The sequence below is a fragment of the Ruegeria sp. AH7 genome, from assembly GCF_056541325.1.
Genome location: NZ_JBQFYF010000001.1, coordinates 142,011 through 167,674 on the forward strand (window position 1 = coordinate 142,011; position 25,664 = coordinate 167,674).

Sequence of the window (25,664 nt, forward strand, 5' to 3'; positions counted from 1 at the left end):
GGATCGTCAGCACTATGCAGGCAGGGAAAAGAAACGCACCGGTACTGGCCGCTACACTCATGCTAGGGGCGATGGCGATCATCGGGGTCATTGACAATGTGGTGATCCTTTTAGCCGACACAATCGGCCTGTGGCAGTTCCACCTAAGCCGTGCCCTTCTGATGCTGCCGCTGATTGCGGGCTTGTCCCTGATCGGGTTTGGCACGCTTAGGCCCAAACGCTGGGGGCCTGTCATATTGCGCAGTGTTTTGATCACCTTGGCCATGCTGTTTTACTTTGGCTCTTTAGCTTTGATGCCAATCGCACAGGCCTTGGCCGGGCTGTTCAGCGCGCCGATTTTTGTGCTGCTGATCACGGCGCTGGGGTTGAAACAACATATTGGTCGGTGGCGCATCGCGGCTGTGATGTTCGGATTCATCGGCATCTTGTGCGTGCTTCAACCCAGCCCGACGGATTTTGATTTCAGAACCCTGATGCCTATTCTGGGCGGGCTGCTTTATGCACTCAGCTCGATCACCACGCGCCAGTTGTGTTCCGACGAAAGCACTGTGGCATTGCTGGCCAATATGGTGATCACGCTGGGGCTGGCGGGCGCCATCGGTATGGCGTTCTTGACGGCCTTTCCGGTTGCCACATCTGAAGGTGCCGAAGGATTCGTCACCCGCGGTATTGTCAGAGAGTTCCAGCCTGCCATCCCATGGTTGTTGGTGCAGGCAATAGGATCGACAGTTGCCGTGTTCATGCTGATCAAAGCCTATCAGGTGGGTGAGCCATCTTTTGTGGCGGTTTTTGAATACTCGGTGATGGTGTTCGGTCCGCTGTTTGCCTGGGTCGCATTGGGGCAATCGATCGGCGCAATGCAGGTCGCCGGGATCGGGTTGATTGCTTCAGCAGGGGTTCTGTTGGGTTGGCGATCCAGCCGCATGCAGGCCGAGCAGGAGATCGCATGATCATCTCGACTGGGCGCCGATATGTGTTTGTGCATATGCCCAAGACCGGGGGAACCTCTCTTGCGCTGGCACTGGAGCAGCGGGCGATGAAGGACGATATCCTGCTTGGGGATACGCCCAAGGCAATCAAACGCAGACGTCGGGTAAAGTCACTGAACGCACAGGGGCGATTGTGGAAGCATTCCACCTTGGCCGATGTCGACGGGGTTTTGTCGACGCAGGCTATCGAGGGTATGTTTGTGTTTACCTTGGTCCGCAATCCGTGGGATCGGATTGTCAGCTACTACCATTGGCTGCGGACACAGAGCTTTGATCACCCGGATGTCGCCCGCGCGCAAGAGCTGGATTTTGAGGGTTTCGTGTTGCACCCTGCCACGCTCAGAACCTTTCACCACAACCCGGCCCGCACATATGTCACCATGTCCAACGGGATCGAGAAGTGTGACGCCTTCATCCGCCTTGAGTATTTCCGAGATGATGCGCAGTGCTTGGTCGATCATCTTGGGTTCGAACTAACTTTGCCGCATCTCAACAGGTCTGATCGGGACCGAGACTACTGCCAATACTACGTGGCGAAGACGCGTGAAGCGGTGGCACGGGCCTGTGCAGAAGATATTCAGAGATTCGGATATCAGTTCGATGCCTTAGCATAGCTTGCGTTTCCAAACCTGAACCAAAAGCGATGTCAGTGCCGATTTTGTGTAAGAAGTCCGCGCGGAACCCGCCTTAAATGGCCCGAATTGGGCGTAAATATGTCAGAAATAAGTCGCCCTGACATTTTCCGTGCTACCCATAATGCAGTGTTGGTTTGTGCCAAAGGGGGTAGGGCACGTGTTAGAAGTAGTGAGTTTTTCTGAGTTCTCGGATCAGCCTGTTGAGGCTGATCACAACAACCTTGATCAGGCCGTAAACGCCCGCCGTGGGGGCCTGTTGCATGGTACCAAGGTTGCGACCACAAGCGGTTGGAAACTGATCGAACGCATCGCTGTAGGCGATTTGGTCCGAACGCTGGACAACGGGTTTCGCGAAGTGCGTCGGGTTTCGACCTGTTGCGTCGTCATTCCTGCCGATGAGACCCGCGCCGATTATGTGCCGATCTTTGTTCCCGCGCGTGCAGCCTATAACGGTCGGCCTGTCTGGTTGATGCCTGAACAGGGTATGGCCATTGATCTTGCCAAGCTTGATCCGGAGGCAGATGGCGTATCGGTCATTCCCGCACGGCTGTTGAATGGCTCCTGCCGGATGTCATCACAGGTGCCGGGGTCATCGTTTCAGGTGACCACGCTGTTCTTTGACACGGATGAGGTGATCTTTATCGAAGGCGGCTTGCAGGCCTATTGCCCGGCAGGGCGTTTCGGCATGGGCGCGGCACGAGAGCAAGCGCCCTATCAGGTCGCTGAAGATGCAGCGGCAGCGGCACTGATCGCTTCGATTGCCGTCAGAGGAGACGTTTCGGTTCTGGCGAACCCGTTGGGTGCTTTGCCTGCGCCAATCCCGCAGGACCCGATTTTCCCGATCCGCCCGCCTGCAGGGCTGCGGCGCCCGGGGCGCCCGGGTAGACCGAACTCACCGGTTCTATTCTTGCGGTCCGAATGGCGGATTTAAATCCAGCACTAAGCAAGACACAGGCGCGGGTGTCCGCGCCTGTATCTTTATTGTTTAAGCTGCTTTTGCTTCGGGGTCGAACCGGGCGTAGAAGGTCTGACCTTTTTCCGCCATTTCACGCAGCAAAGGCGGGCAGGCAAAGCGTTCGCCATAGGCCTCGGCCAGCTGATCGCAACGCTCGGCCGCGTAAGGCGTGCCGATGATGTCCAACCAGCTGAGCGGGCCGCCCGACCACGGCGCAAAGCCCCAGGCCAGAATGGCGCCAACATCGCCTTCGCGGATGTCTTCCAGAACGCCTTCTTCCAGCGCACGGACCGCTTCGAGAACCTGGGCGAACATCAGACGCTCTTGCACTTCGATCAGGTCGGGCTGATCTTCGGAATGCGGGTATTTCTCGGCCAGACCCTTCCAGTATTCGACACGTTTGCCTTTTTCGTCATAGTCGAAGAAACCGGCATTGGCCTTGCGTCCCAGACGACCCTCTTCCTCCATCCAGAAGATCAGATCGTCGCCCGGATTTTCCGGGTAGGCATTGCCCATCGCTGCCTTGGTGGCACGTGCAATCTTGGCCCCCAGATCAATCGATGTCTCGTCGTTCAGTTGGATTGGTCCGACAGGGAAGCCCAACTGACGTGCGGCATTGTCGATCAGCACGGGGCTCACGCCCTCGGTGATCATTCGCAGGCCTTCGTTGATATAAGGAATGATACAGCGGTTGGCGTAGAAAAAGCGCGCATCGTTGACCACGATGGGCGTCTTGCGGATCTGGCGCACATAGTCCAGCGCCTTGGCGACGGCGCGATCACCGGTTTCCTTGCCTTTGATGATCTCGACCAGGAACATTTTCTCCACCGGTGAGAAGAAGTGGATGCCGATGAACTGCTCGGGCCGAACGGAGGCTTTCGCCAGATCGGTGATCGGTAGGGTCGAGGTGTTCGAGGCAAAGATGCAATCCTCTGGGATGATTGCCTCGACCTTCTTGGTCATCTCAGCCTTGACGCCGGGGTCTTCGAACACGGCCTCGATGATCAGATCACAGCCTTTGAGGTGATCCAGATCAGGGGTCGCGGTGATCAGGCCCAGCATGGCCTCTTTCTTCTCCGCCGTGACCTTGCCGCGTTTGATACCCTTGTCCAGATAGGTCTCGGTATAGGCCTTGCCTTTATCCGCAGCCTCCTGATCGCGGTCGATCAGCACAACCTCCATCCCGGCCTGCGCCGACACCAGCGCGATCCCGGCACCCATCATGCCTGCACCCAGAACGCCGATTTTCTTGACGCGCTGATCTGGCACATCCTTCGGACGTACTGCACCTTTCTCCAGCGCTTCCTTGTTCAGGAACAGCGACCGGATCATGGCCGAGGACGAGGGGTTCATCAGCACATTGGTGAACCAGCGCGCCTCGATCTTCAGGGCGGTGTCGAAGTCGACCAACGCACCTTCGTAGATCGAGCTCAGCAGCGCCTTGGCCGCTGGGAACGCGCCTTGGGTTTTACCGTGCACCATGGCGTTTGCGCCGACAAAGGTCATGAAGCCAGCCGGGTGATAGGGCGCGCCTCCAGGCATTTTGTAGCCCTTCGCGTCCCAAGGTTTCACCAGGTCGGCATCCTTGGCGTTCAGAACCCATTCTTTGGCTGCTGCGACCGGATCGTCCGATACGGCATCGACCAGCTGTGCACCTTTGGCTTTGGCCGGGTCCATCATCTTGCCTTCCAGCAGGACAGGGGCCGCCGCCATCGCACCAACCATACGGCTATAGCGCATGGTGCCGCCGCCACCGGGGAAGATGCCCAGCAGAATCTCGGGTAGGCCGATCTTGGACTTGGGGTTGGTGGTCATGACGCGGTGGTGACAGGCCAGCGCGATCTCAGTCCCGATCCCGGCACAGGTGCCATTGATGGCACAAGCCACGGGCTTACCGCCTTTTTTGGTTTTGAAGTCCATGCCTGCCAGTTCCAGCTTGCGCAGGATGTGGTGGCCGCCCATGACGAAATCAAACAGGGCCTGTGCCGGTTCGTCCCCGGCTTCCTGACGGATAGTCGCCAGTGTGCTTAGGTCCATGCCACCGGCAAAGGATCCTTCCTTACCGCTGGTGATCACGATGCCTTTGACTTCGTCATCTTCCAGAGCTTGATCAACCAGAGCGCTGACCAGCTGGAACGCCTCACGTGTCATGACGTTCATGGATTTGCCCTGAGCGTCCCAGGTGATGAATGCGACGCCGTCTGCGTCTTTGGTCAGAGTGAAATCAGTCATTGTCATCTCCAATCTGGTCAGCCGTCAGCGGGCTGCCATCTTTGCGGGTAAAGCGAAAGCCGTCGGCATCAAACTTCACCATCATGTCTATGTCGCTGTAATAGCCGGTCTCGGTCGGGGTCCGTGTGCCCACCACCAGAAAGGTCGCGGGCGCATCGGTTCTGTTCACAAGGTGATGGCCGTTGGCCTCACCTGCAGGCCAAGCGGCGCAGTCACCGGGCAGCATCTGGTGTTCGCCATCATCATCGATCAGCACGCATTCGCCGCTGAGCATGATGGCAAACTCGTCCTGCTCCATATGGTAATGGCGCAATGAAGACAGGCCCTCCGGCTCCAACCGCACGATGTTGACGCCATATTGGGACAGTCCTCCGGCATCTCCGACAGGCTGGACAAAGCGTCCATCGCCAGCCTTTGCCAGCTTGCCGGGATAACCCGAACCACCCCGAAACGGGATTTGAGAAAGATCCAGCTTGGGCATCAGACCCGCTCGATAATGGTTGCCGCACCCATGCCGGACGCGATGCAGAGCGTTGCCAGACCGGTTTCTTTGTCCTGACGCTCCAACTCATCCAGCAGCGTGCCGATGATCATCGCACCGGTAGCACCCAGCGGGTGACCCATCGCGATCGAGCCGCCGTTGACGTTTACCAGCGCCGGATCGACGTCGAAAGCTTGCTGGAAGCGCAGCACCACCGAAGCGAAGGCTTCGTTCACTTCGAACAGGTCCAGATCGCTGATCTTCATGCCGTTGTCGGCAAGGATCTTCTCGGTCACCGGAACCGGGCCGGTCAGCATGATGGTCGGGTCGGTGCCGATCTTCGCGGTCGCCTTGATGCGCGCGCGCGGCTTGAGGCCGTATTTCTCGCCGAATTCCTTGTTGCCGATCAGAACAGCGGCCGAACCGTCCACGATGCCCGAGCTGTTGCCCGCGTGGTGGATGTGGTTGATCCGCTCCAGATGCGGGTATTTTAGCATCGCGACTTTGTCGAAGCCGGGCATCTGCTCGCCCATCATCTGGAAGGACGGGTTCAACGCGCCCAGGCTTTGCATGTCGGTACCGGGGCGCATGTATTCGTCGCGATCCAGAATGGTTAGGCCGTTCTGGTCTTTGATGGTGATGACCGACTTCTCGAACCGGTTATCTTCCCAAGCCGCAGCCGCGCGTTTCTGAGACTCAACGGCCAGCGCATCGGCATCGTCGCGGGTGAACCCATACTCGGTCGCGATGATGTCGGCCGAGATGCCCTGCGGCACAAAGTAGGTGTCCATTGCCAGCGTCGGGTCTACAGCAATCGCCGCACCGTCGCTGCCCATGGCCACGCGGCCCATCATCTCGACACCGCCTGCGATGTAGGCTTCGCCCGCGCCGCCTTTGACCTGGTTCGCGGCAAGGTTCACGGCTTCCATGCCCGAGGCACAGAACCGGTTGATCGCCAGACCGGGGATCGACTGATCGAGGTCAGAGGCCAGAACTGCTGAGCGCGCCAGACAGCCGCCTTGCTCCATCACCTGGGTGACGTTGCCCCAGATCACATCCTCAACGGCGTGGCCTTCGAGGTTGTTGCGTTCCTTGATCGCGTTCAGGGTCAGGGCGGACAGGCGCACCGAGGTCACTTCGTGCAGGCTGCCATCCTTGCGACCCTTGCCGCGCGGTGTGCGCAGGGCGTCATAAATGTAAGCTTCGGTCATGGGTCTTCTCCTTAAGCTCGATCCGACGGGTTGCCGGGCATCAGGTCATAGGGGTGTTTCCAGCCGGGCCGCTCGGACAGGCGAGTTAGCCAGGCATCGATATTGGGCCAGTCGGCACGGTCAAAGCCGAATGGTTCGGGATAGTAGAGGTAGCCGCAGCAGCTGAGATCGGCGTTGGTCACGCCGTCCCCAACAATCCAGTCGCGGCCCTCAAGGTGAGTGTTCAGAACATCGTAGGCCGCTTTCAGACGACCTTGGTTGAAGGCAATCACATCGGCATTGCGGTGTTCTTCGGGGAGGAAATTGATCAGAAAACGGGTCACGCCCGCCATCGAACTGAGCTTGTGGTTGTCCCACAGCACCCAGCGCAGAATGTCGTAGTTCTCTTCACGTGTCTTACCGCCGAACTTGCCGGATTTTTCGGTGACATAAGCCTGAATCGCACCAGATTGGGAGGTTTTGAAATCACCGTCGATCAGGAAGGGCGCTTCGCCCATTACATTGACGTCCGAGCGGAACTCGGGGCTGCGGGTGACGCCTTTGAAGAAATCGACAAAGACCGGCTCCCACTCAAGGCCAGACATTTCCAGCGCCAAAGCAGCCTTATACGAATTGCCGCTTTCACCGAAGCAGTGCAGTTTTATGGTCATGCGAGCGCCCCTCCCAAGGCATGTTGCACGTTATCCTGATCCGTTCCCCGGGCAATCCGGCGGAGCTTGGGGTCATCTGGTCCTCGGGTCAGAGTCCAAGGACCAGATTGAGATCAGAAGTTCACCGCGTCCAGTGCCATTACAGTGTCGGCGCCGGTCTGGATGCGAGCCAGATGCATGGCGGTCGCGGGCAGGCGGCGGGCCATGTAGAAACGGCCGGTGTTGATCTTGGTCTCGTAAAACTCTTTGTCCGAGGCCCCACCGTCCAGCGCATCTTGAGCAGCCTTCGCCATCTGCGCCCACATCAGGCCCAGGCAAACATGACCGAACATGTGCATGAAGTCATAAGACCCAGACAGCGCGTTGTTCGGATTTTTCATGCCCTCCTGCATGAAGTACATGCCAGCGGCCTGCAGATCCTTGGACGCGGCTTTCAGCGGTTCGATGAAGGCTTTGTCATAGGCTTCGTTCTGGCCTGCGTTTTCCTTGCAGAAGGATTTGACCATATCGAAGAACGCCATGACGTGTTTACCGCCATCCTGCGCCAGTTTCCGGCCCACAAGATCCAGCGCTTGAACGCCGTTTGCGCCTTCGTAGATCATCGCGATACGGGCATCGCGGGTATATTGCGACATGCCCCATTCTTCGATGTAGCCATGGCCGCCATAGACCTGCTGCGCCTGAACGGTCATGTCGTAACCTTCGTCCGTCAGGAAGCCCTTGATGACCGGGGTCAGCAGCGAGATCAGCCCGTCCGCATCTTTGTCACCTGAACGGTGCGCCTTGTCGATCATGGTCGCGCCCCACAAGATGAACGCACGCGCGCCCTCAGTGAAGCTTTTCTGATCCATCAGGTTGCGGCGGATGTCGGGGTGAACGATCAGCGGATCGGCGGGGCCGTCCGGGTTCTTCACACCGGTTACGTCGCGGCCCTGAAGGCGGTCTTTGGCGTATTCCACAGCGTTCTGATACGCAGCTTCGGCCTGCGACAAGCCTTGCATGCCCACACCCAGACGCGCTTCGTTCATCATGGTGAACATGGCGCGCATGCCTTTGTGCTCCTCGCCCAGCAGCCAGCCGGTGGCTTCGTCATAGTTCATGACGCAGGTCGAGTTGCCGTGGATGCCCATCTTTTCTTCGATCTTGCCGACCGAAACACCGTTGCGCTCACCCGGAGTGCCGTCTTCGTTCACTATGAATTTCGGCACGATGAACAGCGATACGCCCTTGATCCCCTCGGGGCCACCGGGGATTTTGGCCAAGACCAGATGGATGACGTTATCGGCCATGTCGTGATCGCCCGCCGAGATAAAGATCTTCTGGCCGGAAATCTTATAGCTGCCGTCGCCCTGCGGTTCCGCCTTGGTGCGCATCAGGCCCAGGTCGGTGCCGCAATGCGGTTCGGTCAGGTTCATGGTACCGGTCCATTCGCAGCTTACCATGTTGGGCAGATAGGTGTTTTTCTGCTCTTCCGACCCATGGGCCAGAATAGCCGAGGCCGCGCCATGGGTCAGGCCTTGATACATCACAAACGCTTGGTTTGCGCCCGAGAACATCTCACCTACTGCGGTGCCGATGACATAAGGCATGTTCTGGCCGCCATACTCTTCCGGCATGTCGAGGCCAGTCCAGCCACCTTCCTTTACTTGCTCGAAGGCGTCTTTGAACCCGGTGGGCGTGTACACAATCCCGTTTTCCAACCGGCATCCTTCGGTGTCACCCACCACGTTCAACGGATGCAAAACATTGGTGGCAACCTTGCCGGCTTCTTCCAGAACGGCGCCGGTAAACTCGGCTTCCAGTTCGTCATAGCCGGGGATATCCGACTGCGAGACTTTCAGAACGTCGTGCAGGATGAACTGCGTGTCTTTGGTTGGCGCGTTGTAAACGGGCATGTGAAGCTCCCTTAATTCAGATGTCCGGGTGATAGGCGGTCGATGTTACTCGGCCGCCTTCTTGTCTTGTTTCATTGAAGAGATGACTTTCTCTCCCCAACGCAATTGTTCTTTCAGATCGTCAATCGCCTGCGTTAGCTCTTCGCGGCGTGATTCCATGTCGGCGAGACGTTCACACGCAATCTCGTAGGTGCGCGACATCTGGGTCAGCTGTTGATCACCCACATGGTACAAATCCAGAAGTTGCCGAATTTCTTCCAGGCTAAAGCCGAACCGCTTCCCACGCAGGATCAGTTTCAGCCGTGCGCGGTCGCGTTTGGTGAACAAGCGTTTCTGACCCTCGCGGATCGGGAACAGCAGTTCTTTGGCTTCGTAGAACCGCAAAGTACGCGGTGTGACATCATAGGTCCCGCACATCTCGCGGATGGTCATAAGATCTTCGGTCATTCGTCATACTCTCGTCACTGGTGTCATGAGACACGAGTTGCGTAGTCGTCGCCTGCTTTACAACATGAGAATGACGTTTACGTAATCCCGACGCTGCGTCACTTCAAAGTTGACGTAACATCCAAACACGTAAAGGCGCTGGATCGCAATTTTATTTCCGTTACGTCAGGCTGGAATCGGATCAATCGGGCCGAAAAAACCGAATGTGATCCTGACATGCGGACCACGTCTTGAGGCGCAACAGATCGATTCAAGGGTGGCGAAATTCAGGAAATGGAATTCGCAGTTTGATCCCGCAACTGCTTAAGCGCATCCATCGCTTCGTCCAGCTGTTTGCGTTGTTGACGCAGTTCATCCATCTGTCGGTCAGCCATTTCAACAAAGGCGGCCATCTGCGCCTGATTGCCTTGATCTTCATAGATCAGCAGCCATTGGCGAATTTCTTCCAGAGGGAAACCAAACTTGCGACCGCGCATGATCAGCGTCATCCGGGCGCATTCGCGAGGGCCGTAAAATCGGGACCGCCCTTCGCGGTCTGGCTGCAGCAGCTCGATATACTCGTAGTAACGCAGGGTGCGCGGCGTCACGTCGAATTCCGCGCACATCTCTTTGAATGACAAACGGTTGTCGGACATTCCTGGTCTCCTCCACGGCAACCTACGTCCTTGCCACGTCAAGCGCAACAGGTGGGCTTGCCCTTTGCAATTTCTACGGATCATAAAGGGGCGTCACGATAGGAAGTTAGCAAATGGTCGACAAGACAGTTCTAGCCCGCCAGTTTATCGAAGCGATCCCCCATGCGCGGGCCATCGGTTTGGAGTTGACCCAGATTGGCGCGGGTGAGGCCGAAATCACCATGCCTTACAATACCGACCTTATTGGCGACCCCAGAACAGGAGTGATTCACGGGGGGGCAATTTCGACCATTTTGGATACTTGTTGCGGTGCTGCGGTCATGAGCCATCCGTCCTCGCCCGGTGGGACAGCAACGATCAATCTGAGGATCGACTACATGCGCGCAGCGACTCCGGGCCAGACGATCACCGCGCGGGCCAGCTGCTATCACATCACTCGCAATGTGGCGTTTGTGCGTGCAACGGCCATGGATGATGATCACGACCGACCTGTAGCAACCGCTTCGGGCTCGTTCACGGTTGAGGGCAAATAACATGGCCAGAACCCGCCCTGAGCCGATGCAGGTGGTCAAGCAACGCCGCGATGGCGCCTTGCGCGCGTTGATCGACGGCGTGCCTTACATCCGCTTCTTGAACATAAGTTTTGATCGCAGGGGCGATGAGCTGACCGGCGTTCTGAACTTCGATGAGAAACTGATTGGAAACCCGTTCCTTCCTGCTATTCACGGCGGTGTAACGGCCGCGTTTCTCGAGGTCACAGCCGTGATCACGCTGAGTTGGGAGTACATGTTTTCCGAAATCGAAAGCGGTGAAATCGATGCTGAGGCCATCGTGACCGACGAAAACATCCGCTTTCCGAAGACTATCGATTTCACCGTCGACTATCTGCGGTCAGGCCTGCCACGGGATGCCTATGCGCGCGCCTTCGTCAATCGGGCCGGTCGACGCTATGCCTCGGTCCGGGTCGAGGCCTGGCAAGACAACCATGCCAAACTGTTTGCGCAAGCGACCGGGCATTTCTTGATGCCGCAGCCGGCTCGGGACAAGGGCTGATCATGACAGATGCCTCGGCGCCCATAACGCATGGGCGGGTGCTGAAAATCGCCATTCCCATTGTGCTGTCCAACGCAACCGTGCCCATTCTGGGTGCGGTAGATACCGGTGTGGTGGGGCAGATGGGGGCTGCGGCCCCGATCGGAGCCGTCGGTATCGGTGCGGTGATCTTGTCCGCGATTTACTGGATTTTCGGGTTCCTGCGGATGGGCACGACCGGCCTTGCCGCACAGGCGCGCGGGGCAGGGGACAGGGAGGAGATGCGCGCGCTGCTGATCCGTGGGCTGATGCTGGGCGGGGCTGCAGGGCTGGTTTTCATATTTGCGCAGGTCGCAATTTTCAGCGGTGCGTTTCTGTTATCGCCAGCCAGTCCCGAGGTCGAAACCCTTGCCCGCACCTATCTGGAGATTCGGATTTGGGGCGCTCCCGCGACGATAGCTCTTTATGCAGTCACAGGCTGGCTGATCGCGGTTGAGCGTACGCGGGGCGTGTTTATTCTGCAAATCTGGATGAACGGGCTCAATATCGTTCTGGATCTGTGGTTCGTTCTGGGGCTGGGCTGGGGTGTCGAAGGTGTGGCGATTGCCACTCTGATCGCGGAATGGACCGGGTTGGCGCTGGGCCTGTGGCTCTGCCGCGATGGATTTCGAGACCGCATCTGGCGGGATTGGCCCCGCATCTTTGATGCCGTGCGTTTGCGCCGGATGTTGCAAGTGAACAGCGATATCATGATCCGATCCATCCTGTTGACCGGGTCTTTTACCACCTTTCTGTTTGTTGGCTCGGATTTGGGGGATGTTAATCTGGCGGCCAATCAAGTTCTTTTGCAATTTCTGGAGATCACGGCCTTTGCATTGGACGGCTTTGCCTTTTCGGCCGAGGCGCTGGTCGGCAGTGCCGTGGGCGCGCGGGATCGGTATCAGGTGCGGCGCGCCTCGGTCATGGCATCGCAATGGGGCGTTGGGGGCGCTGTTTTGCTGGGCGCGGTTTTCTTTCTGGCTGGCCCCGGGTTGATCGACCTGATGTCCACATCGCCCGAGGTGCGGCAAGCAGGGCGCGAGTTCCTGTTCTGGGCTGCCCTTGCCCCGGTGATCGGCGTGGCCAGCTGGATGTTCGATGGCATCTATATTGGTGCAACCTGGACCCGGGCAATGCGCAACGCGATGCTGCAATCAGTGGCGATCTATGTTGTCGCCCTGTTTGTTTTGGTTCCTGCGTTCGACAATCATGGGCTTTGGGGCGCGCTGATGGTGTTGAACCTAGCACGCGGCGTGACCATGGGCTGGCGCTACCCCCGGCTTGAGGCGCAGGTTGCCTAGAGCAAATCCAGCAGGTTCTCGGGCGGACGACCAAGTGCGGCTTTGCCTTCGGCAATAGCCAGCGGGCGTTCGATCAGGATCGGATGATCTGCCATGGCCTGGATCAAATCCGCGTCAGGCGCGTCTTTTGACAGGCCTAGTTCCTTGAACAGCTTCTCACCCGTTCGCATCATCTGAATGGCGGGTACGCCCAGCAATGCCTGCGCCTGGCGCAGCGCGTCGACCGAGGGTGCATCTTCAAGGTATTTCCGAACCTGAACCTCTGCGCCGTGCTGTTCCAACAAGGCCAGACCCATGCGGGATTTCGAACAGCGCGGGTTGTGCCAATACTCAATCACAACCAATCCTCTCGTTTGCTGCCCACAGCTTGCGCCACGGTGTTAAACCCGTCTTGGGCCAGCAGGGCATCCAGACCTTGGGCAATCTCGGCGGCCAGAGACAGACCGCCATAGACCATCGCCGTATAGAACTGTACCGCCGAGGCCCCGGCGCAAATCTTGGCATAAGCCTGTTCTGCGGTGCTGACCCCGCCGACGCCAATAAGGGGCAGATTGCCTTCGGTCAGTTGGCTGAGCTTTGCCAGAACACGTGTTGATTTCTCGAACAACGGCGCGCCTGACAGGCCGCCTTGTTCAGACTTATGCGCGCTACGCAACCCTTCACGGGACAGCGTGGTATTGGTGGCGATAACCGCATCCACGCCCGTCTCGACAGCCACGTCTGCAATGTCGTGCAACTCGGATTCTGTCAGATCTGGTGCGATTTTCAGAAAAATAGGCAGCGATCGAGGCAGAGTGTTGCATGTTTCGATCACGCCGCCCAGCAACGCGCCAAGGGCTGCTTTGCCTTGCAGGTCCCGCAGCTTTTCGGTGTTGGGGGAGGATACATTTACGGTGGCAAAATCCAGATGCGCGGCACAATGGGCCAGCACTTTGGCAAAGTCACCGGGCCGGTCGTCGCTGTCTTTGTTTGCCCCCAGATTCAGGCCAATCACCGCATCCGCGGGGCGGGCGGCGAGCCGCTGGGCCATAACCTCCATGCCTTCATTGTTGAAGCCAAAGCGATTGATGGCGGCACTATCCTCGGTTAGCCGAAAGAGACGTGGCTTAGGGTTCCCAGGTTGCGGGCGTGGGGTCACTGCGCCCACTTCGATAAATCCAAACCCGGCGCGCGACAGCGGGGTCAGGACCTCTCCGTTCTTGTCAAACCCAGCGGCCAGACCAACGGGGTTGGGCAGGCGCAAGCCGGCGATTTCCGTCTCCAGCCGCGCAGACGTCACCGGCCCCGGCATCGGGGCCAGCCCGGCCTTTAGCGCTTTGATCGACAGGCTATGCGCCGTTTCGGGATCAAATCGATGCAGCGCGGCAAGGCCCAGTTTTTCGGTCAGTTTCATCCGAACGCAGCCCCACCTTTGGCCGCACCACATCGGATCAGGCGCGAGGTTTCAACGGCGGCCTGGCGGTGCACCACGGCCATTTGATAGATCGGGTCGGTCACCATTTCCAGAAACGCATGGGCCGAGGGGTAGCGGGCGATGAACACTTCATCCCATGCCTCGTCCTGCGGTCCGATCAAGGTGGCCTGAAACGCCCCGCGCCACAGGATTGACGCACCCAGTCTGGCGATAATCGGGGCCGTCTCAGCCCCGTAGGTGCGATAGGCTTGCGCCCCGGTCAGACCAGCAGCGGCCAGTTCATGATCCGCTGGGTAAGCAGCCATGGGGCGAAACTTGACAAGGTTCAACATCTCAATCGGCTCATTCCGATCCAGCGCTTTGAAAGCGTCGAACTGTTCGCGCTGGGGATCGATGTAGGCGGTCATGCCATCTCCTCGGGGAATTGATGGGCTTGGCCATCAAAGGGCAGGGGCCGTGACCAGAGCACATCACTCATCCTGATCTGGCGGTAGAGATGCGGAAACAGCGCCCCACCGCGAGAGACCTCCCACTTCAAGTCATCCCCCATCGCATCTCCGTCGCACGCCAGCAAGGTCAGCCCATCGACTGCAGCAAAGTGCTTGGCAGCTGTTTCTGCGGCCTGCTCTGCCGTTGAGAAATGCACAAACCCATCCACGACATCGATCGGCGCACCGTCCGATGCGCCCTTGGCCTGCAATAGAGCCCATTCATCGGCCCGAAATATTTTGTAAATCAGCATGCCTTGGGTGATGCCCCGCACGGAACGGGGAATCAAGTCAGATTTGCCCCTTTGACTCTTCGTCGCCATCAGCGCACGATCTGGTCAAACAACGATAGGGAGTATTCGTATGTTGACCCGTTTCATGGCCTCCGTTGCCGTACTGGGGCTGACCGCTGGGATTGCGGCTGCCGACTATAAACTGACGATTTTACACACAAACGATATCCATAGCCGTATTGAGTCGATCAACAAATACGATTCGACCTGTGACGCGGAAGGCGAAGCCGAAGGAAAGTGTTTTGGTGGCGTTGCACGACTTAAGACTATTCTGGATGCAAAGCGTGCAGACATGGCGGATGAGAACGTTTTGGTTCTGGACGCAGGTGATCCGTTCCAAGGCTCGCTGTTCTACACCACCTATAAAGGTGCGGCAGAGGCCGAGTTCATGGAGGCGATCGGTTATGACGTGATGGCCGTCGGCAACCACGAATTTGACGACGGTCCCGAAGGCCTTGCTGCGTTCATTGATGCGGTCAGCTTCCCTGTGATTTCGGGTAACCTGGATTTGTCGACTTCGGCTGAACTCAAGGACAAGGTGGAAAACCATGTGGTTCTTGAGGTTGGCGGCCAGAAGATCGGTATCATTTCTGCGCTGGCAACCGATACGGTCGACACCTCGAGCCCTGGTAAGGATGTGGTGTTTCAGGATGAGATCGAAAGTCTGAAGGCCGACGTTGCGGCGCTGCAGGATGAGGGTGTCAACATCATCATCGCGCTGAACCACGTGGGTCTGGCCAAAGACCTTGAGATTGCGGCTCAGGTGCCGGGTCTGGATCTGGTGGTTGGCGGTCACTCGCACACGCTGCTATCGAACACCAATGAAGACGCGGCTGGCCCGTACCCGATGATGGTGGGCGATGTCCCGGTCGTACAAGCCTATGCCTATTCGAAATATCTGGGTGAGGTCACGCTAACTTTTGACGATGACGGCAACCTGATCTCGGCAGAAGGTGAACCGATCTTGCTGGATGCATCGGTCACGCCGGATGCCGACATCGCAGCGCGCGTCGCCGAAATGGGTGCCCCGATCGAAGAGATGAAGCAACGCGTGGTTGCTGAAACCGGCGCTGCCGTCGAAGGTTCGCGCGATATCTGCCGGGTTCAGGAATGTGAGATGGGCAATCTGGTTGCCGACGCAATGTTGGCCCGTGTCGCTGATCAAGGCGCTCAGATCGCCATCGCAAACTCGGGCGGCCTGCGCGCATCGATTGACGAAGGTGAGGTCACCATGGGTGAGGTTCTGACGGTTCTACCGTTCCAGAACACCCTTTCGACCTTTGAAATCAGCGGTCAGGGCGTGATTGATGCGTTGGAAAACGGTGTGAGCCAAGTGGAAGAAGTCAAAGGCCGCTTCCCTCAGGTTGCCGGACTGAGCTTCACCTGGGACGCATCGGTTGCCCCGAACGAAGGCCGCATCACCGAAGTGATGGTGGCAGAGGGTGACGGGTTCGTGCCGATTGATCCCGCAGCGACTTATCTGGTCGTGACCAACAACTACGTGCGTAACGGTGGTGACGGGTACAAGATGTTCGAAGGTGACGACAAGAACGCCTATGATTTTGGCCCTGATCTGGCGGATGTGACGGCCGAATACCTGGCTGAAAACGCGCCCTACCAACCGTATGTAGACGGGCGTATCAAGCAGAAATAACGCCCTGCAAAAGATTAAGAAGCCGCATCATAGTGATGCGGCTTTTTTAGTTTTTTGTCTCGAACTGCCTCTCATGATTCAATATACTCAAGCAAGCGACTAGACAGGCTTCTTTTCCAAAGTTCGGGCAAGTAAACCACTGGCATGGCTTTAAAATTTTCCGACTTACCGCAGCTGTATGCCCATGGTTTCGACACCGTGATCGATGTCCGTAGCCCGGCTGAGTTTGCAGAGGATCACCTGCCCGGCGCGATCAACCTGCCTGTGCTGGACAATGCCGAACGCGCCCGGGTCGGAACAATCTACAAACAGCAAAGCCCGTTTCTGGCCCGCAAGCTTGGGGCGGCTTTGGTGTTTCGAAATGCGGCCAATCACATTGAACACAGCCTCAGCCATCATGAAGGGAATTGGCGACCGCTGGTCTATTGCTGGCGTGGGGGACAGCGATCCGGGTCGTTTGCGTGGACACTGCAGCAGATCGGCTGGCGGGCCGAGGTCATTGAGGGCGGGTATCGAACCTATCGGCGTTTGGTGAACGCCTATTTATATGAGCAACCATTGCCCTTTCGACTGTTTGCGCTGGATGGCTATACCGGAACGGCCAAAACCGAGTTGCTGCACCATTTGCAACGGCGTGGCGTACAGGTCGTTGATCTGGAGAGATTGGCCAATCACCGGGGTTCGCTGCTGGGTGAGATGCCTGGGGGACAGCCCAGCCAGAAAGCGTTCGAGTCAGCGCTTTCCGCAGCTTTCTGCGCGTTTGATCCGGCACGTCCGGTTATGGTTGAGGCGGAATCCTCGAAAATCGGTGAGCGGATCCTGCCACCCAGCCTGTGGACGGCAATGTGTGCGGCCCCGCGCATTCAGATCGTTGCTCCGGTCGCGGCACGGGCGGCGTATTTGATGCAGGCTTATGATGATATTCTTTCCGACAGCGCGCGTCTGCGCGATCGCTTGGCCCCGTTGCGGGTTCACCGTGGGCATGAGGTCGTGGATGCGTGGCTGGCATTGATCGATGCGGGCGACAAGCGCGCGTTGACCCGAGCGTTGATCGAACAGCACTATGACCCGGCCTATGCCAAGTCGCGCCGTGCTCACCCTGTAGACCCCGTTTCCAGGGTCGAGGTGCAAAAGCTGGACAGCAGCGGCCTGAGTCACGCGGCGGCAGAGATAGAAACCACGCTGGATCAGCTTTGAAGGCGCAGCCCCGGTGTGTCGGTCAGATGGCCGATCCTGGCCGCCGGATAGCCCGCTGTACTCAGTGCGTTCAACATGGCGTCTGCGTCGTCCGCAGCGACCGCAGCCAATAATCCGCCTGCAGTTTGAGGATCAAACAGCAGGGCGGCTTTGCCATCCGAGGGAAGCTCGGGTGCGATGGATCGGTTGTCAGAAAACAGTGTGGAGTGAACGCCGGAATTGCTCGTTTCGAGGGCTCCAGGCATGACCGGAACCGCGTCCAAATCCAAAATCGCGCCACAGTTCGAGGCGTCGCATATGCCTTGCAAATGCCCGGCAAGCCCGAACCCTGTGACATCCGTCATCGCCTGTGCCCGCGACAATATCTTAGCCGCCTGACCTTGTGGCTGGGTCATCAGCTTGTAAGCTTTTGCGACATCTGCTCCATTTGCCTGTCCTGCCATTTCAGCCGCCATTAAAACGCCGCTGCCGATGGGTTTGGTCAGGATCAACACATCGCCGGGCCGCCCGTCGGCCAATGTGATCGGCAGTTCGGGGCACAAACCGGTGATGGTAAAGCCAAGGGTCATCTCATCACCCATCGAGCTATGTCCGCCCACGATCTCGGCTCCGGCGTCCTGCATGATCTCATTGGCTGTGGTCATAATCTCGGACAGGGTGCGTTCCTGCAACATGGCGGACATGCGCGGCAAAATGATGGTCGCGGTCGCGGCCTGGGGTTGGGCCCCCATGGCCCAGATATCACCAAGCGCATGTATGGCGGTGATGCGCGTCATCATAACGGGATCAGAAGTCAGGCTGCGCAGATGATCTGTGGTCATGACCTGTTGCGCGTTGCCCGTCATCAAAAGGGCGGCATCGTCGCCCGGCAAGGATGTCACATCGGGCCGGATGGGTTTTGGCAGCGCGTGCAATGCACGTTGCAAAGCGCCCCTGCCAACCTTGGCCCCACAGCCACCGCACATGGGTTTATCGCCTAATACCTCGGATAGTCCCGCCGCATGATCGCGCGGCAGGGCAGGAGTTTGCATCGTGGGAAGGTCGCGGAACTTATTCATAAATGTCTGGTCGATGTGGTTTTTCCATCGCCACATCAATGTACCGCTGAACGAAGTGCCCAGCCGTTCCCCCAGCGCGGATTTTCCGCCCAGCGAGATCAGTTTCAAGTAATCCTTCTGCGGCACATAGCGCCTCACTTTCCCGGCCCCCAGCGCTGCCCTCAGGTTGTTGAACAGAACCGGAGCTTCACGCACCGCGTAAACGCCCGCCTTGGGTCGCGGGTTATCGCTCAGGTGGGCGCAGTCACCAGCGGCAAAAACAGCTGGATCGCTGGATTGAAGATGGGCATTCACCCGGATGAACCCGTCCTGCAAATCTAGCCCGGTTCGGGTGATCCAGTCATAGGGGCGGGCCCCCGCGGCGCCGGTGACAAAGTCAGCCTCGATCTGGCGGCCATCCTGCAATGTCACATGATCCGCAGCGATTTCCTTGATCGCGATCTCTTCGAGTACCTCGACACCAAGATCATCCATCGCCTTGCGGATCGTAGCGGCGGCTTTAGGTCCGATCGCAGACAGGGCCATCGCATTGTCGATCAGCGTAACCCGTGCAGGTCGTTGCCGGGCTTTCAATGCTTGGGCCATGGCCATTGCCAGTTCAACCCCCGCGACGCCACCACCGATCACAGCCACGGCTGCGGGGCCTGACTTGTCCAGATACGCGGCCCATCGGCTGGCGAAAGGACCAAGGGGCTTGGCGGGTACGGCGTGTTCTGCAAACCCCGGCAGTCTCGGCATATACGACGTGATCCCGACATTGACCGAGGCGACATCGAACGCAATCTGCAACCGACCGGGCATATGGATCAGTCGCTGATCGGTGTCGATTGCGTCGACGGAACCCAGAACAATCCGCGCATCCGCAAAACGCGCCAGTTTCACCAGATCAATATCCAGTTCAGATCGCGCGTAGTGCCCGGCAACATAGCCCGGTAGCATTCCGGAATAGGGCGCGGTCGGGCCGGGGTTGATCACCGTCACGCGCGCACCGGGCAGTGGGTTCATCCCCCATTTGCGCAGCAGTAGCGCATGCGTGTGCCCACCGCCAATGAGAACCAGATCGCGGGTCAGGGGCAGCGGAGGATTTTGCATAAGGCTCAGTTCGTGCTGTGGTCCGGGACGTCCTCGACCTGCTCGACCGCGTGGGTGGCCCAAAGCTCATCCTCGCCCGCATCCGGCAGATCTCTGGGCTTTTCATGGCGGTGAACATGCCATTTTGCAATGAACAGGGCCGTGATCGGGGCCGTGAGGAACAAAAACAACGTGATCAACAGCTCGTGCAGCGACAGCTTGCCTTCCAGCAGAACCGAATGGCAGATTGAGGCCAGTAGCACGCCGCCAACCCCCAAGGTTGTCGCCTTGGTGGGCGCGTGCAAGCGCGACATCGGATCTTTCAGCTTGATCATCCCAAACGAGCCGACAAAGCCAAAGATGCCCGATACGATCAAAAACACTGTGATCAGCAGTTCGAAGAAAAATGTCATCCCGCCCTCACTCGATAATATTGCCGCGCAGCATGAAGCGCGCATAGGCCACGGTTGATACAAAGCCCAACATGGCGATGATCATGGCGGCCTCGAAGAAAATCTCGGTGCCCTGATCAAGACCGTAGAGGATCATCAGAGCGATGGTGTTGATGACCATCGTGTCCAGTGCCAGAACACGGGTGCCGACCCCGTCTGCAGTGATGATCCGCCACAGGCACATCAGGATTGCCGCTCCGAAACAGGTGAAGGCGAAGTAGATGGCGTATTCGATCATTCGAAAATCTCCTTCAGGCGGCGTTCATAGCGTTGTTTGATCTGATCTCGGACGGCCTCGGGGTCGGGGGCGTCTAGACAGTGGACCAGAAGGTTGTGACCTTGTGCCGACAGATCGCAACTGACCGTACCGGGGGTCATGGTGATGGTGCCCGCCAGCACTGTAATCGCTTCGGGTGTGCGCAGTTCCAGCGGAATGCAGACCCAATTGGGTTGGCGCTCTGCATCGCGTTTGAACAGGATGATCCGGGCAACGGTGATATTGGCCATCACGATGTCCCACAGAACGATCAGCAAATATTCCACGATCATGGGCCAATTGCGCAGTTTCGGCTGATCTGGCCAATAGGGCTGTGTGATAAAGGGGATGATGATCCCCAAAATCAGACCGAACACCAGCGAGTTCAAAGACCCGTTGTTGGCCAGCAGAACCCATACAACTGTCAGCAAAAAGGTCAGATGCGGGTGCGGGAATACGCGGCGCAGTAGCTTGATCATTCTTCCCCTCCCAACACGGCCGAGATGTAGTGCTCGGGCGTGAACAATTGTTCAGCGGTTTGGCTTGTGTATTCCAGTGCCGGTCCGGCAAAGATGGTCAGCAGGATCAGCCCGGCAACCAATCCAAAGACCGACGTAAAGGCCAGACCCGGTTGCGGTTCGGGTGCGGGCAAGGGTATGGCCTCCTCATCCGCAGTGTCCTCGGAGCCGATATGTTCAGCATCGTGGCTTTTCCAGAAGATCAAAGACCCGGCTCGCGCCAGTCCGACAATTGTGACAAACGACCCGATCAGAACAACCGCCCATACCGAGCTGGAACCCGGCGCATCGCGTGCAGCATCCAGAACCAGCAGCTTGCCGATAAAACCCGAGAGGGGCGGCATACCGGCCATGGCGATGGCCCCCACGAAAAACAGCCCCGAGATCAGCCCGGTCTGCGCCATGGGTGTCATCGGGGTGATGGCCCCGCCACGCCGTTCCATGACCAGATCAGCAACCAGGAACATGAGTGCCGTTGCCAGTGTCGAGTGGAATACATAGTACAGCGCGGCTGCGCTGGCTTGAGGCGTAAACAGCGAGATGGCAATCAGCAGGGTCCCCATTGAAGCGATCGCGCAGAAGGCAACCATCCGCGCAATGTGTTGCGACCCCAGAATACCTATGGCTCCGACTGCAAGGGTGACCAGAGCCGCCGGTTGCAACCAGTCGCCCGCCAGCCCTTGGGTTGCTTCGACCTCGGGTCCAAAGGCGAGTGTGTACATCCGAATGATCGAATAGGCGCCAACCTTGGTCATTATCGCAAACAGGGCGGCTACAGGCAGTGGCGCATTGGCATAGCTGGCTGGTAGCCAGAAATGCAGCGGCAGAACGGCGGCCTTGATACAGAAGACCAGCAGCAGCAGCACCGCGCCCACCCGCAACAGGGCGGTATCTTCAGCTGGCATCTCAGCCACGCGAAGAGCAATATCGGCCATGTTCAGCGTGCCTGTCACACCATAAAGCGTGCCTAAGGCAAACAAAAACAGGGTCGAGCCCAGAAGGTTATAGGCGACATACTGCACGCCTGCTTTCAGGCGAACAGAGCCGCCCCCGTGCGTCATCAGACCGTAGGAGGCGATCAGAAGGACCTCGAAGAACACAAACAGGTTAAAGGCGTCGCCGGTCAGGAAGGCCCCGCACACACCCATAAGCTGGAAATGGAACAGCGCGTGGAAGTGTTTCCCCCGGTCATCCCAGCCCGAGGCGATGGCATAGAGCACAATGGGCAGGGCCAGCAATGCGGTCAGCAGCACCATCATGGCCGATAGCCTGTCCAACACCATGACAATGCCAAAAGGTGCCGGCCAATCGCCCAGCTCGTAGACTTGAATATCCCCGCCCGACGCCTGCGCGGTGATGGTCAGTGCGATGCCTAGCAAGGCGACAACGCCGGCGACCGAGAAAATACGCTGAAGGTCCAGATGATAGCGCAGGACCATGATGATAAACGGAGCCAGGATCGCAGGAAGGACGATCGGCGCAACGATCCAGTGGTTCATGCGTCTTCTCCCGGCGCGTCTACGCTGTCCTCTGGGCTCATGTCGATATGGTCATCCTTCGAGGACAGATAGGCCGACAGCGCGATCATCACGATCACTGCTGTCATGCCGAACGAAATCACGATGGCCGTCAGCACCAGCGCTTGCGGCAGCGGATCGGTATAGGGGACTTCCTCATATTTGTTCAGAACAGCAGGCGCGTTCAACGCCAGACGTCCGGTGGCAAACAGGAACACGTTCACCGCATAGGTGATCAGCGACAGGCCAAGAATGACCGGGAATGTTCGGCGACGCAGGATCAGGAAAATCCCGGCGGCGGTCAGAATGCCTACGGCAGAGGCAACCAGCGCTTCCATCAGGCCTGCTCCTTCTCTTCGTCTTGTTCTGGGGGATCATCCCGCAGCGGGTTGATATCCATTGGGAATTCCTGCGCCATGCCCGGCCGCCATGCAAAGCGCGACAGGCTATCGAGCGCCAGCATCACCGCGCCAAGAACCGCCAGGAACACACCCGTGTCAAACAACATGGCAGTGGCCCATTCGAACTCTTCCAGTGGCGGCCAGTTGATGTATCCGAAATCGCTGGTCAGGAAGGGGCGTTCATTGAACCACGCGCCCAGACCGGTGGCCGCAGCGATCAAAACGCCCCAACCGATGGTGCCGTGATAATAGAACCTTTGTCGTTCGATGGCCCATGTGTAGCCGCTGGCCATGTATTGCATGAGGAACGCAATCGCGACGATCAGACCCGCGATGAAACCACCCCCGGGCTGGTTGTGGCCGCGGAAGAAAATGTAGGCGCCCACCATCAAGGCAATCGGCATCATCACGCGAGTTGCGACCACCATCATCAGCGGATGCGAGTCTCCCGATTGTGGCCAATGCGGTTTGCGGTTTAGCAGGTAACCGCGCACATTTGTACCCAGAACCGCCTCGGTCAGGGCAAAGATGATCAGCGCAGCAATGCCCAGCACGATGATCTCACCAAAGGTATCAAAGCCCCGGAAGTCGACCAGAATGACGTTCACCACATTGGTGCCACCGCCGCCTTTGTACGAGTTCGCCAGATGGAAATCTGAAATTGTCGGGAAGGCAAAGTCGCGCAGCATGATTGCGTAGATGAGGGCTCCACTCCCGATACCAGCGACTACGGAAATTGCAGCGTCGCGCCAACGCCGCGCTGCACTGCTGTCCCAAGGTGTCTCGGTGGGCAAAAAGTTCAGTGACAACAGCAGCAGGATCATCGTTACCACTTCGACCGAAATCTGGGTCAGCGCCAGATCCGGTGCCGACAGATAGTTGAAGGCAACCGAAACGATCAGGCCAACGACGCCGATCAGCACCAGCGAGAGCAGGCGGTTGCGGTGAAACCACATGATTCCCAGCGTCGCGCCGACCAGGCAAATCCAGCCGATGATTGGGATGAATTGCGCAGGCAGCGGTATGCGGGTCTCAACACCAATCGTGCCGGTCGTGTAGGCGTAGTAGCCCAGCCCAACCGTGAAAGCGACAAAGATGATGGCATAGCGGCTGAGCACACCGTTATGAAGCTCATCCGTGATCCAGCGACTTAGCTGTGTGAAGCGGTCGATCAGCGCTTCGAAGATCACCTTGGCCTCGGGGCGGGGCAGAGTGTTCCAGAACCGTTCGCAATGCTTGTGCAGCCCCAGCAGGAACAGGCCCCCTAGCGTCGCGACGACAGACATGAAGAGGGCAGGTGTGAACCCATGCCAGAGTTTGAGTGAGTAATAGGGCAGTTTCTCGCCACCGATAACTGCGCTTGAAACTACGGCCACCAAAGGGCCGACAATAGCTGCTGAGTTCAATCCGATCAGGATCACAAGAACCACAAGGAAAGCTGGCGCAATCCACAATCCAACCGGCGGGTCATGGGGATGGGCTGGGTAGTCGTTGCGCTCAGGTCCGAGAAACACGTGACCGACAAATCGGAAGGAATAGGCCGCCGAAAACAGCGCTGCCACAAGGGCCAGACCCGGCACAAGGTAATGCAAGTGCAACCATGTGGTGTGCACGGTTTCTTCCAACATCATCTCTTTCGATAGGAAGCCGTTCAGCGGTGGTAGGCCAGCCATTGAAAGCGCTGCAATCGTGCCGATTGTAAAGGTGACTGGCATCAGGTGGCGCAGCCCGCCCAGCCGTTTGATATCACGTGTACCGGTCTCATGATCGACGATCCCGGCGGTCATGAACAGGGCGGCTTTGAACGTCGCGTGGTTGATGATGTGGAAAACGGCTGCGACTGCGGCGAACTTGGTGCCAAACCCCAGCAGCATTGTAATCAGTCCCAGATGTGAGACTGTCGAAAACGCAAGCAGGGCCTTCAGATCATCCTTGAACAACGCAATCACCGCACCCAGCAGCATGGTCACCAGTCCTGTCGTGGCCACGATGTAGAACCAGGCATCGGTGCCTGACAGAACGGGCCACATCCGCGCCATCAAAAACAGACCGGCCTTCACCATCGTGGCCGAGTGCAGGTAGGCCGAGACCGGCGTTGGCGCGGCCATTGCGTGCGGCAGCCAGAAATGGAACGGGAACTGCGCCGATTTAGTGAAGCAGCCCAGCAGGATCAGGATCAGGGCGGGCAGATAGTAGGGTGAGGCCTGTATCAGCTCTTTGTTCTGCAGAATGATGCTTAGGTCGTAGGACCCCACGATATTGCCCAAGATCAGCATCCCGGCGATCATCGCCAGCCCGCCGCCACCCGTGACCGCCAGCGCCATCCGCGCACCCTGTCGACCTTCAGGCAGGTGTTTCCAATACCCGATCAGCAGGAAAGAGCTGAGCGACGTAAGTTCCCAAAAAATCAGCAAAAGCAGGATATTATCGGACAGAACAATCCCGACCATCGCACCCTGAAACAGCAAAAGATAGGTGTAGAATTGCCCCATCGGATCCTCGCGCGACAGGTAGAACCGCGCGTAAAGGATGATCAGCAGGCCGATACCCAAAATCAGCAGGGCAAACAGAAAGCCCAGCCCATCCAGCATGAAGTTCGCGTTCAGGCCCAGACCCGGGATCCAGTCGAACCGCGCCGTCACGATCTCGCCACGCATCACGGCCGGGATGTGGATCAGCAACCCCATGAGGGCAAGAAACGTGGTCAACCCAGCGGCAGATGCGGCTGCGTTTCGTCCTGCCCGGATCAAAAGGGCTGGAAAAACAGCTCCGAGAAAGGGAAGGGCCGCGATAAGGAATAGGGACAAGTGCGATACTCCGGTGTGGGCGGTCGATATGACTGA

The 25,664-nt window shown here is 58.1% G+C and carries 26 protein-coding genes; 8 read left to right on the forward strand and 18 right to left on the reverse strand.

What is annotated here, in order from left to right:
• Positions 1 to 14: 14 nt before the first annotated feature.
• The 3 genes from ACR0JX_RS00735 to ACR0JX_RS00745 all read left to right on the forward strand — a co-directional run bounded on the left by ACR0JX_RS00735 (position 15) and on the right by ACR0JX_RS00745 (position 2,555).
• Positions 15 to 950, forward strand: a complete 936-nt coding sequence (locus ACR0JX_RS00735) for a DMT family transporter (RefSeq protein ID WP_480540536.1) — start codon at positions 15 to 17, stop codon at positions 948 to 950.
• Positions 947 to 1,603: a sulfotransferase family 2 domain-containing protein gene (locus ACR0JX_RS00740; RefSeq protein ID WP_480540538.1), complete on the forward strand. Its 657-nt coding sequence runs from the start codon at positions 947 to 949 to the stop codon at positions 1,601 to 1,603. The genes ACR0JX_RS00735 and ACR0JX_RS00740 overlap by 4 nt, the downstream gene beginning before the upstream one ends.
• 178 nt (positions 1,604 to 1,781) lie before the next feature.
• Positions 1,782 to 2,555, forward strand: a complete 774-nt coding sequence (locus ACR0JX_RS00745; RefSeq protein WP_480540539.1) for a Hint domain-containing protein — start codon at positions 1,782 to 1,784, stop codon at positions 2,553 to 2,555.
• A 54-nt stretch (positions 2,556 to 2,609) separates the two neighbouring features.
• Here ACR0JX_RS00745 and ACR0JX_RS00750 read toward each other — a convergent pair whose 3' ends face one another.
• The 7 genes from ACR0JX_RS00750 to ACR0JX_RS00780 form a co-directional block, all read right to left on the reverse strand.
• Positions 2,610 to 4,811, reverse strand: coding sequence for a 3-hydroxyacyl-CoA dehydrogenase NAD-binding domain-containing protein (locus ACR0JX_RS00750; RefSeq protein WP_480540541.1), 2,202 nt, complete (start codon positions 4,809 to 4,811; stop codon positions 2,610 to 2,612).
• The gene (locus tag ACR0JX_RS00755) at positions 4,804 to 5,292 is read right to left on the reverse strand and encodes a cupin domain-containing protein (protein ID WP_480540543.1); all 489 of its coding nucleotides are present in this window, start codon (positions 5,290 to 5,292) and stop codon (positions 4,804 to 4,806) included. Before ACR0JX_RS00755 ends, ACR0JX_RS00750 begins: the two co-directional genes overlap by 8 nt.
• Complete coding sequence (locus ACR0JX_RS00760) at positions 5,292 to 6,503, reverse strand: acetyl-CoA C-acetyltransferase (RefSeq protein ID WP_480540545.1); 1,212 nt, start codon at positions 6,501 to 6,503, stop codon at positions 5,292 to 5,294. Before ACR0JX_RS00760 ends, ACR0JX_RS00755 begins: the two co-directional genes overlap by 1 nt.
• 11 nt (positions 6,504 to 6,514) lie before the next feature.
• A complete protein-coding gene (locus tag ACR0JX_RS00765; protein WP_480540547.1) occupies positions 6,515 to 7,153 on the reverse strand; it encodes a glutathione S-transferase family protein in 639 nt (212 codons plus the stop codon).
• A 113-nt stretch (positions 7,154 to 7,266) separates the two neighbouring features.
• Positions 7,267 to 9,048: an acyl-CoA dehydrogenase C-terminal domain-containing protein gene (locus ACR0JX_RS00770; RefSeq protein ID WP_480540549.1), complete on the reverse strand. Its 1,782-nt coding sequence runs from the start codon at positions 9,046 to 9,048 to the stop codon at positions 7,267 to 7,269.
• Positions 9,049 to 9,093: 45 nt separating this feature from the next.
• A complete protein-coding gene (locus tag ACR0JX_RS00775; protein ID WP_170532003.1) occupies positions 9,094 to 9,495 on the reverse strand; it encodes a MerR family transcriptional regulator in 402 nt (133 codons plus the stop codon).
• A gap of 266 nt (positions 9,496 to 9,761) precedes the next feature.
• Entirely contained in the window at positions 9,762 to 10,130 is a 369-nt protein-coding gene (locus ACR0JX_RS00780) for a MerR family transcriptional regulator (protein WP_170532005.1), read from the reverse strand.
• A 113-nt stretch (positions 10,131 to 10,243) separates the two neighbouring features.
• On the opposite strand from ACR0JX_RS00780, the gene ACR0JX_RS00785 reads away from it, so the two are divergent.
• From ACR0JX_RS00785 to ACR0JX_RS00795, 3 genes are read left to right on the forward strand one after another with little or no spacing between them, the layout of a single operon-like run.
• Positions 10,244 to 10,663 carry a PaaI family thioesterase gene (locus tag ACR0JX_RS00785; protein ID WP_480540552.1) on the forward strand — a complete coding sequence of 140 codons (420 nt, stop codon included), beginning with the start codon at positions 10,244 to 10,246 and terminating at the stop codon, positions 10,661 to 10,663.
• A gap of 1 nt (position 10,664) precedes the next feature.
• The gene (locus tag ACR0JX_RS00790; protein ID WP_480540554.1) at positions 10,665 to 11,183 is read left to right on the forward strand and encodes a PaaI family thioesterase; all 519 of its coding nucleotides are present in this window, start codon (positions 10,665 to 10,667) and stop codon (positions 11,181 to 11,183) included.
• 2 nt (positions 11,184 to 11,185) lie between these two features.
• Positions 11,186 to 12,502 carry an MATE family efflux transporter gene (locus ACR0JX_RS00795; protein ID WP_480540556.1) on the forward strand — a complete coding sequence of 439 codons (1,317 nt, stop codon included), beginning with the start codon at positions 11,186 to 11,188 and terminating at the stop codon, positions 12,500 to 12,502.
• Here the strand turns inward: ACR0JX_RS00795 and arsC are convergent.
• From arsC to ACR0JX_RS00815, 4 genes are read right to left on the reverse strand one after another with little or no spacing between them, the layout of a single operon-like run.
• Complete coding sequence (gene arsC, locus ACR0JX_RS00800; RefSeq protein WP_480540558.1) at positions 12,499 to 12,840, reverse strand: arsenate reductase (glutaredoxin); 342 nt, start codon at positions 12,838 to 12,840, stop codon at positions 12,499 to 12,501. The genes ACR0JX_RS00795 and arsC overlap by 4 nt on opposite strands.
• Positions 12,837 to 13,895 (reverse strand): quinone-dependent dihydroorotate dehydrogenase, encoded by a 1,059-nt coding sequence (locus ACR0JX_RS00805; protein WP_480540560.1) that lies wholly within the window; start codon positions 13,893 to 13,895, stop codon positions 12,837 to 12,839. The genes arsC and ACR0JX_RS00805 overlap by 4 nt, the downstream gene beginning before the upstream one ends.
• Complete coding sequence (locus ACR0JX_RS00810) at positions 13,892 to 14,323, reverse strand: DUF1330 domain-containing protein (RefSeq protein ID WP_480540561.1); 432 nt, start codon at positions 14,321 to 14,323, stop codon at positions 13,892 to 13,894. The genes ACR0JX_RS00805 and ACR0JX_RS00810 overlap by 4 nt, the downstream gene beginning before the upstream one ends.
• Positions 14,320 to 14,658 carry a DUF952 domain-containing protein gene (locus ACR0JX_RS00815; protein ID WP_480540562.1) on the reverse strand — a complete coding sequence of 113 codons (339 nt, stop codon included), beginning with the start codon at positions 14,656 to 14,658 and terminating at the stop codon, positions 14,320 to 14,322. The genes ACR0JX_RS00810 and ACR0JX_RS00815 overlap by 4 nt, the downstream gene beginning before the upstream one ends.
• A 109-nt stretch (positions 14,659 to 14,767) precedes the next feature.
• Here ACR0JX_RS00815 and ACR0JX_RS00820 point away from each other — a divergent pair, with 109 nt between their 5' ends.
• Both ACR0JX_RS00820 and mnmH read left to right on the forward strand, forming a co-directional pair.
• Positions 14,768 to 16,351, forward strand: coding sequence for a bifunctional metallophosphatase/5'-nucleotidase (locus tag ACR0JX_RS00820; RefSeq protein WP_480540563.1), 1,584 nt, complete (start codon positions 14,768 to 14,770; stop codon positions 16,349 to 16,351).
• A 144-nt stretch (positions 16,352 to 16,495) separates the two neighbouring features.
• Entirely contained in the window at positions 16,496 to 17,548 is a 1,053-nt protein-coding gene (gene mnmH / locus ACR0JX_RS00825) for a tRNA 2-selenouridine(34) synthase MnmH (RefSeq protein WP_480540565.1), read from the forward strand.
• Here mnmH and selD read toward each other — a convergent pair.
• Genes selD through ACR0JX_RS00860 form a run of 7 tightly spaced genes read right to left on the reverse strand, consistent with a single transcriptional unit; the run spans position 17,539 to position 25,628 of the window.
• Complete coding sequence (gene selD / locus ACR0JX_RS00830) at positions 17,539 to 19,698, reverse strand: selenide, water dikinase SelD (protein ID WP_480540567.1); 2,160 nt, start codon at positions 19,696 to 19,698, stop codon at positions 17,539 to 17,541. The two genes, mnmH and selD, sit on opposite strands and share 10 nt — an antisense overlap.
• A gap of 5 nt (positions 19,699 to 19,703) precedes the next feature.
• Positions 19,704 to 20,090 carry a Na+/H+ antiporter subunit G gene (locus tag ACR0JX_RS00835; protein ID WP_480540569.1) on the reverse strand — a complete coding sequence of 129 codons (387 nt, stop codon included), beginning with the start codon at positions 20,088 to 20,090 and terminating at the stop codon, positions 19,704 to 19,706.
• 7 nt (positions 20,091 to 20,097) lie between these two features.
• On the reverse strand, positions 20,098 to 20,367 hold the full coding sequence (locus tag ACR0JX_RS00840; RefSeq protein WP_170532030.1) for a K+/H+ antiporter subunit F: 270 nt from the start codon (positions 20,365 to 20,367) through the stop codon (positions 20,098 to 20,100).
• Positions 20,364 to 20,861 carry a Na+/H+ antiporter subunit E gene (locus tag ACR0JX_RS00845; RefSeq protein ID WP_480541730.1) on the reverse strand — a complete coding sequence of 166 codons (498 nt, stop codon included), beginning with the start codon at positions 20,859 to 20,861 and terminating at the stop codon, positions 20,364 to 20,366. The genes ACR0JX_RS00840 and ACR0JX_RS00845 overlap by 4 nt, the downstream gene beginning before the upstream one ends.
• Positions 20,861 to 22,402 carry a monovalent cation/H+ antiporter subunit D gene (locus ACR0JX_RS00850; RefSeq protein WP_480540571.1) on the reverse strand — a complete coding sequence of 514 codons (1,542 nt, stop codon included), beginning with the start codon at positions 22,400 to 22,402 and terminating at the stop codon, positions 20,861 to 20,863. Before ACR0JX_RS00850 ends, ACR0JX_RS00845 begins: the two co-directional genes overlap by 1 nt.
• Positions 22,399 to 22,758 carry a Na+/H+ antiporter subunit C gene (locus ACR0JX_RS00855; protein WP_480540573.1) on the reverse strand — a complete coding sequence of 120 codons (360 nt, stop codon included), beginning with the start codon at positions 22,756 to 22,758 and terminating at the stop codon, positions 22,399 to 22,401. The genes ACR0JX_RS00850 and ACR0JX_RS00855 overlap by 4 nt, the downstream gene beginning before the upstream one ends.
• Positions 22,758 to 25,628, reverse strand: coding sequence for a monovalent cation/H+ antiporter subunit A (locus tag ACR0JX_RS00860; protein ID WP_480540575.1), 2,871 nt, complete (start codon positions 25,626 to 25,628; stop codon positions 22,758 to 22,760). Before ACR0JX_RS00860 ends, ACR0JX_RS00855 begins: the two co-directional genes overlap by 1 nt.
• Positions 25,629 to 25,664 lie beyond the last annotated feature (36 nt).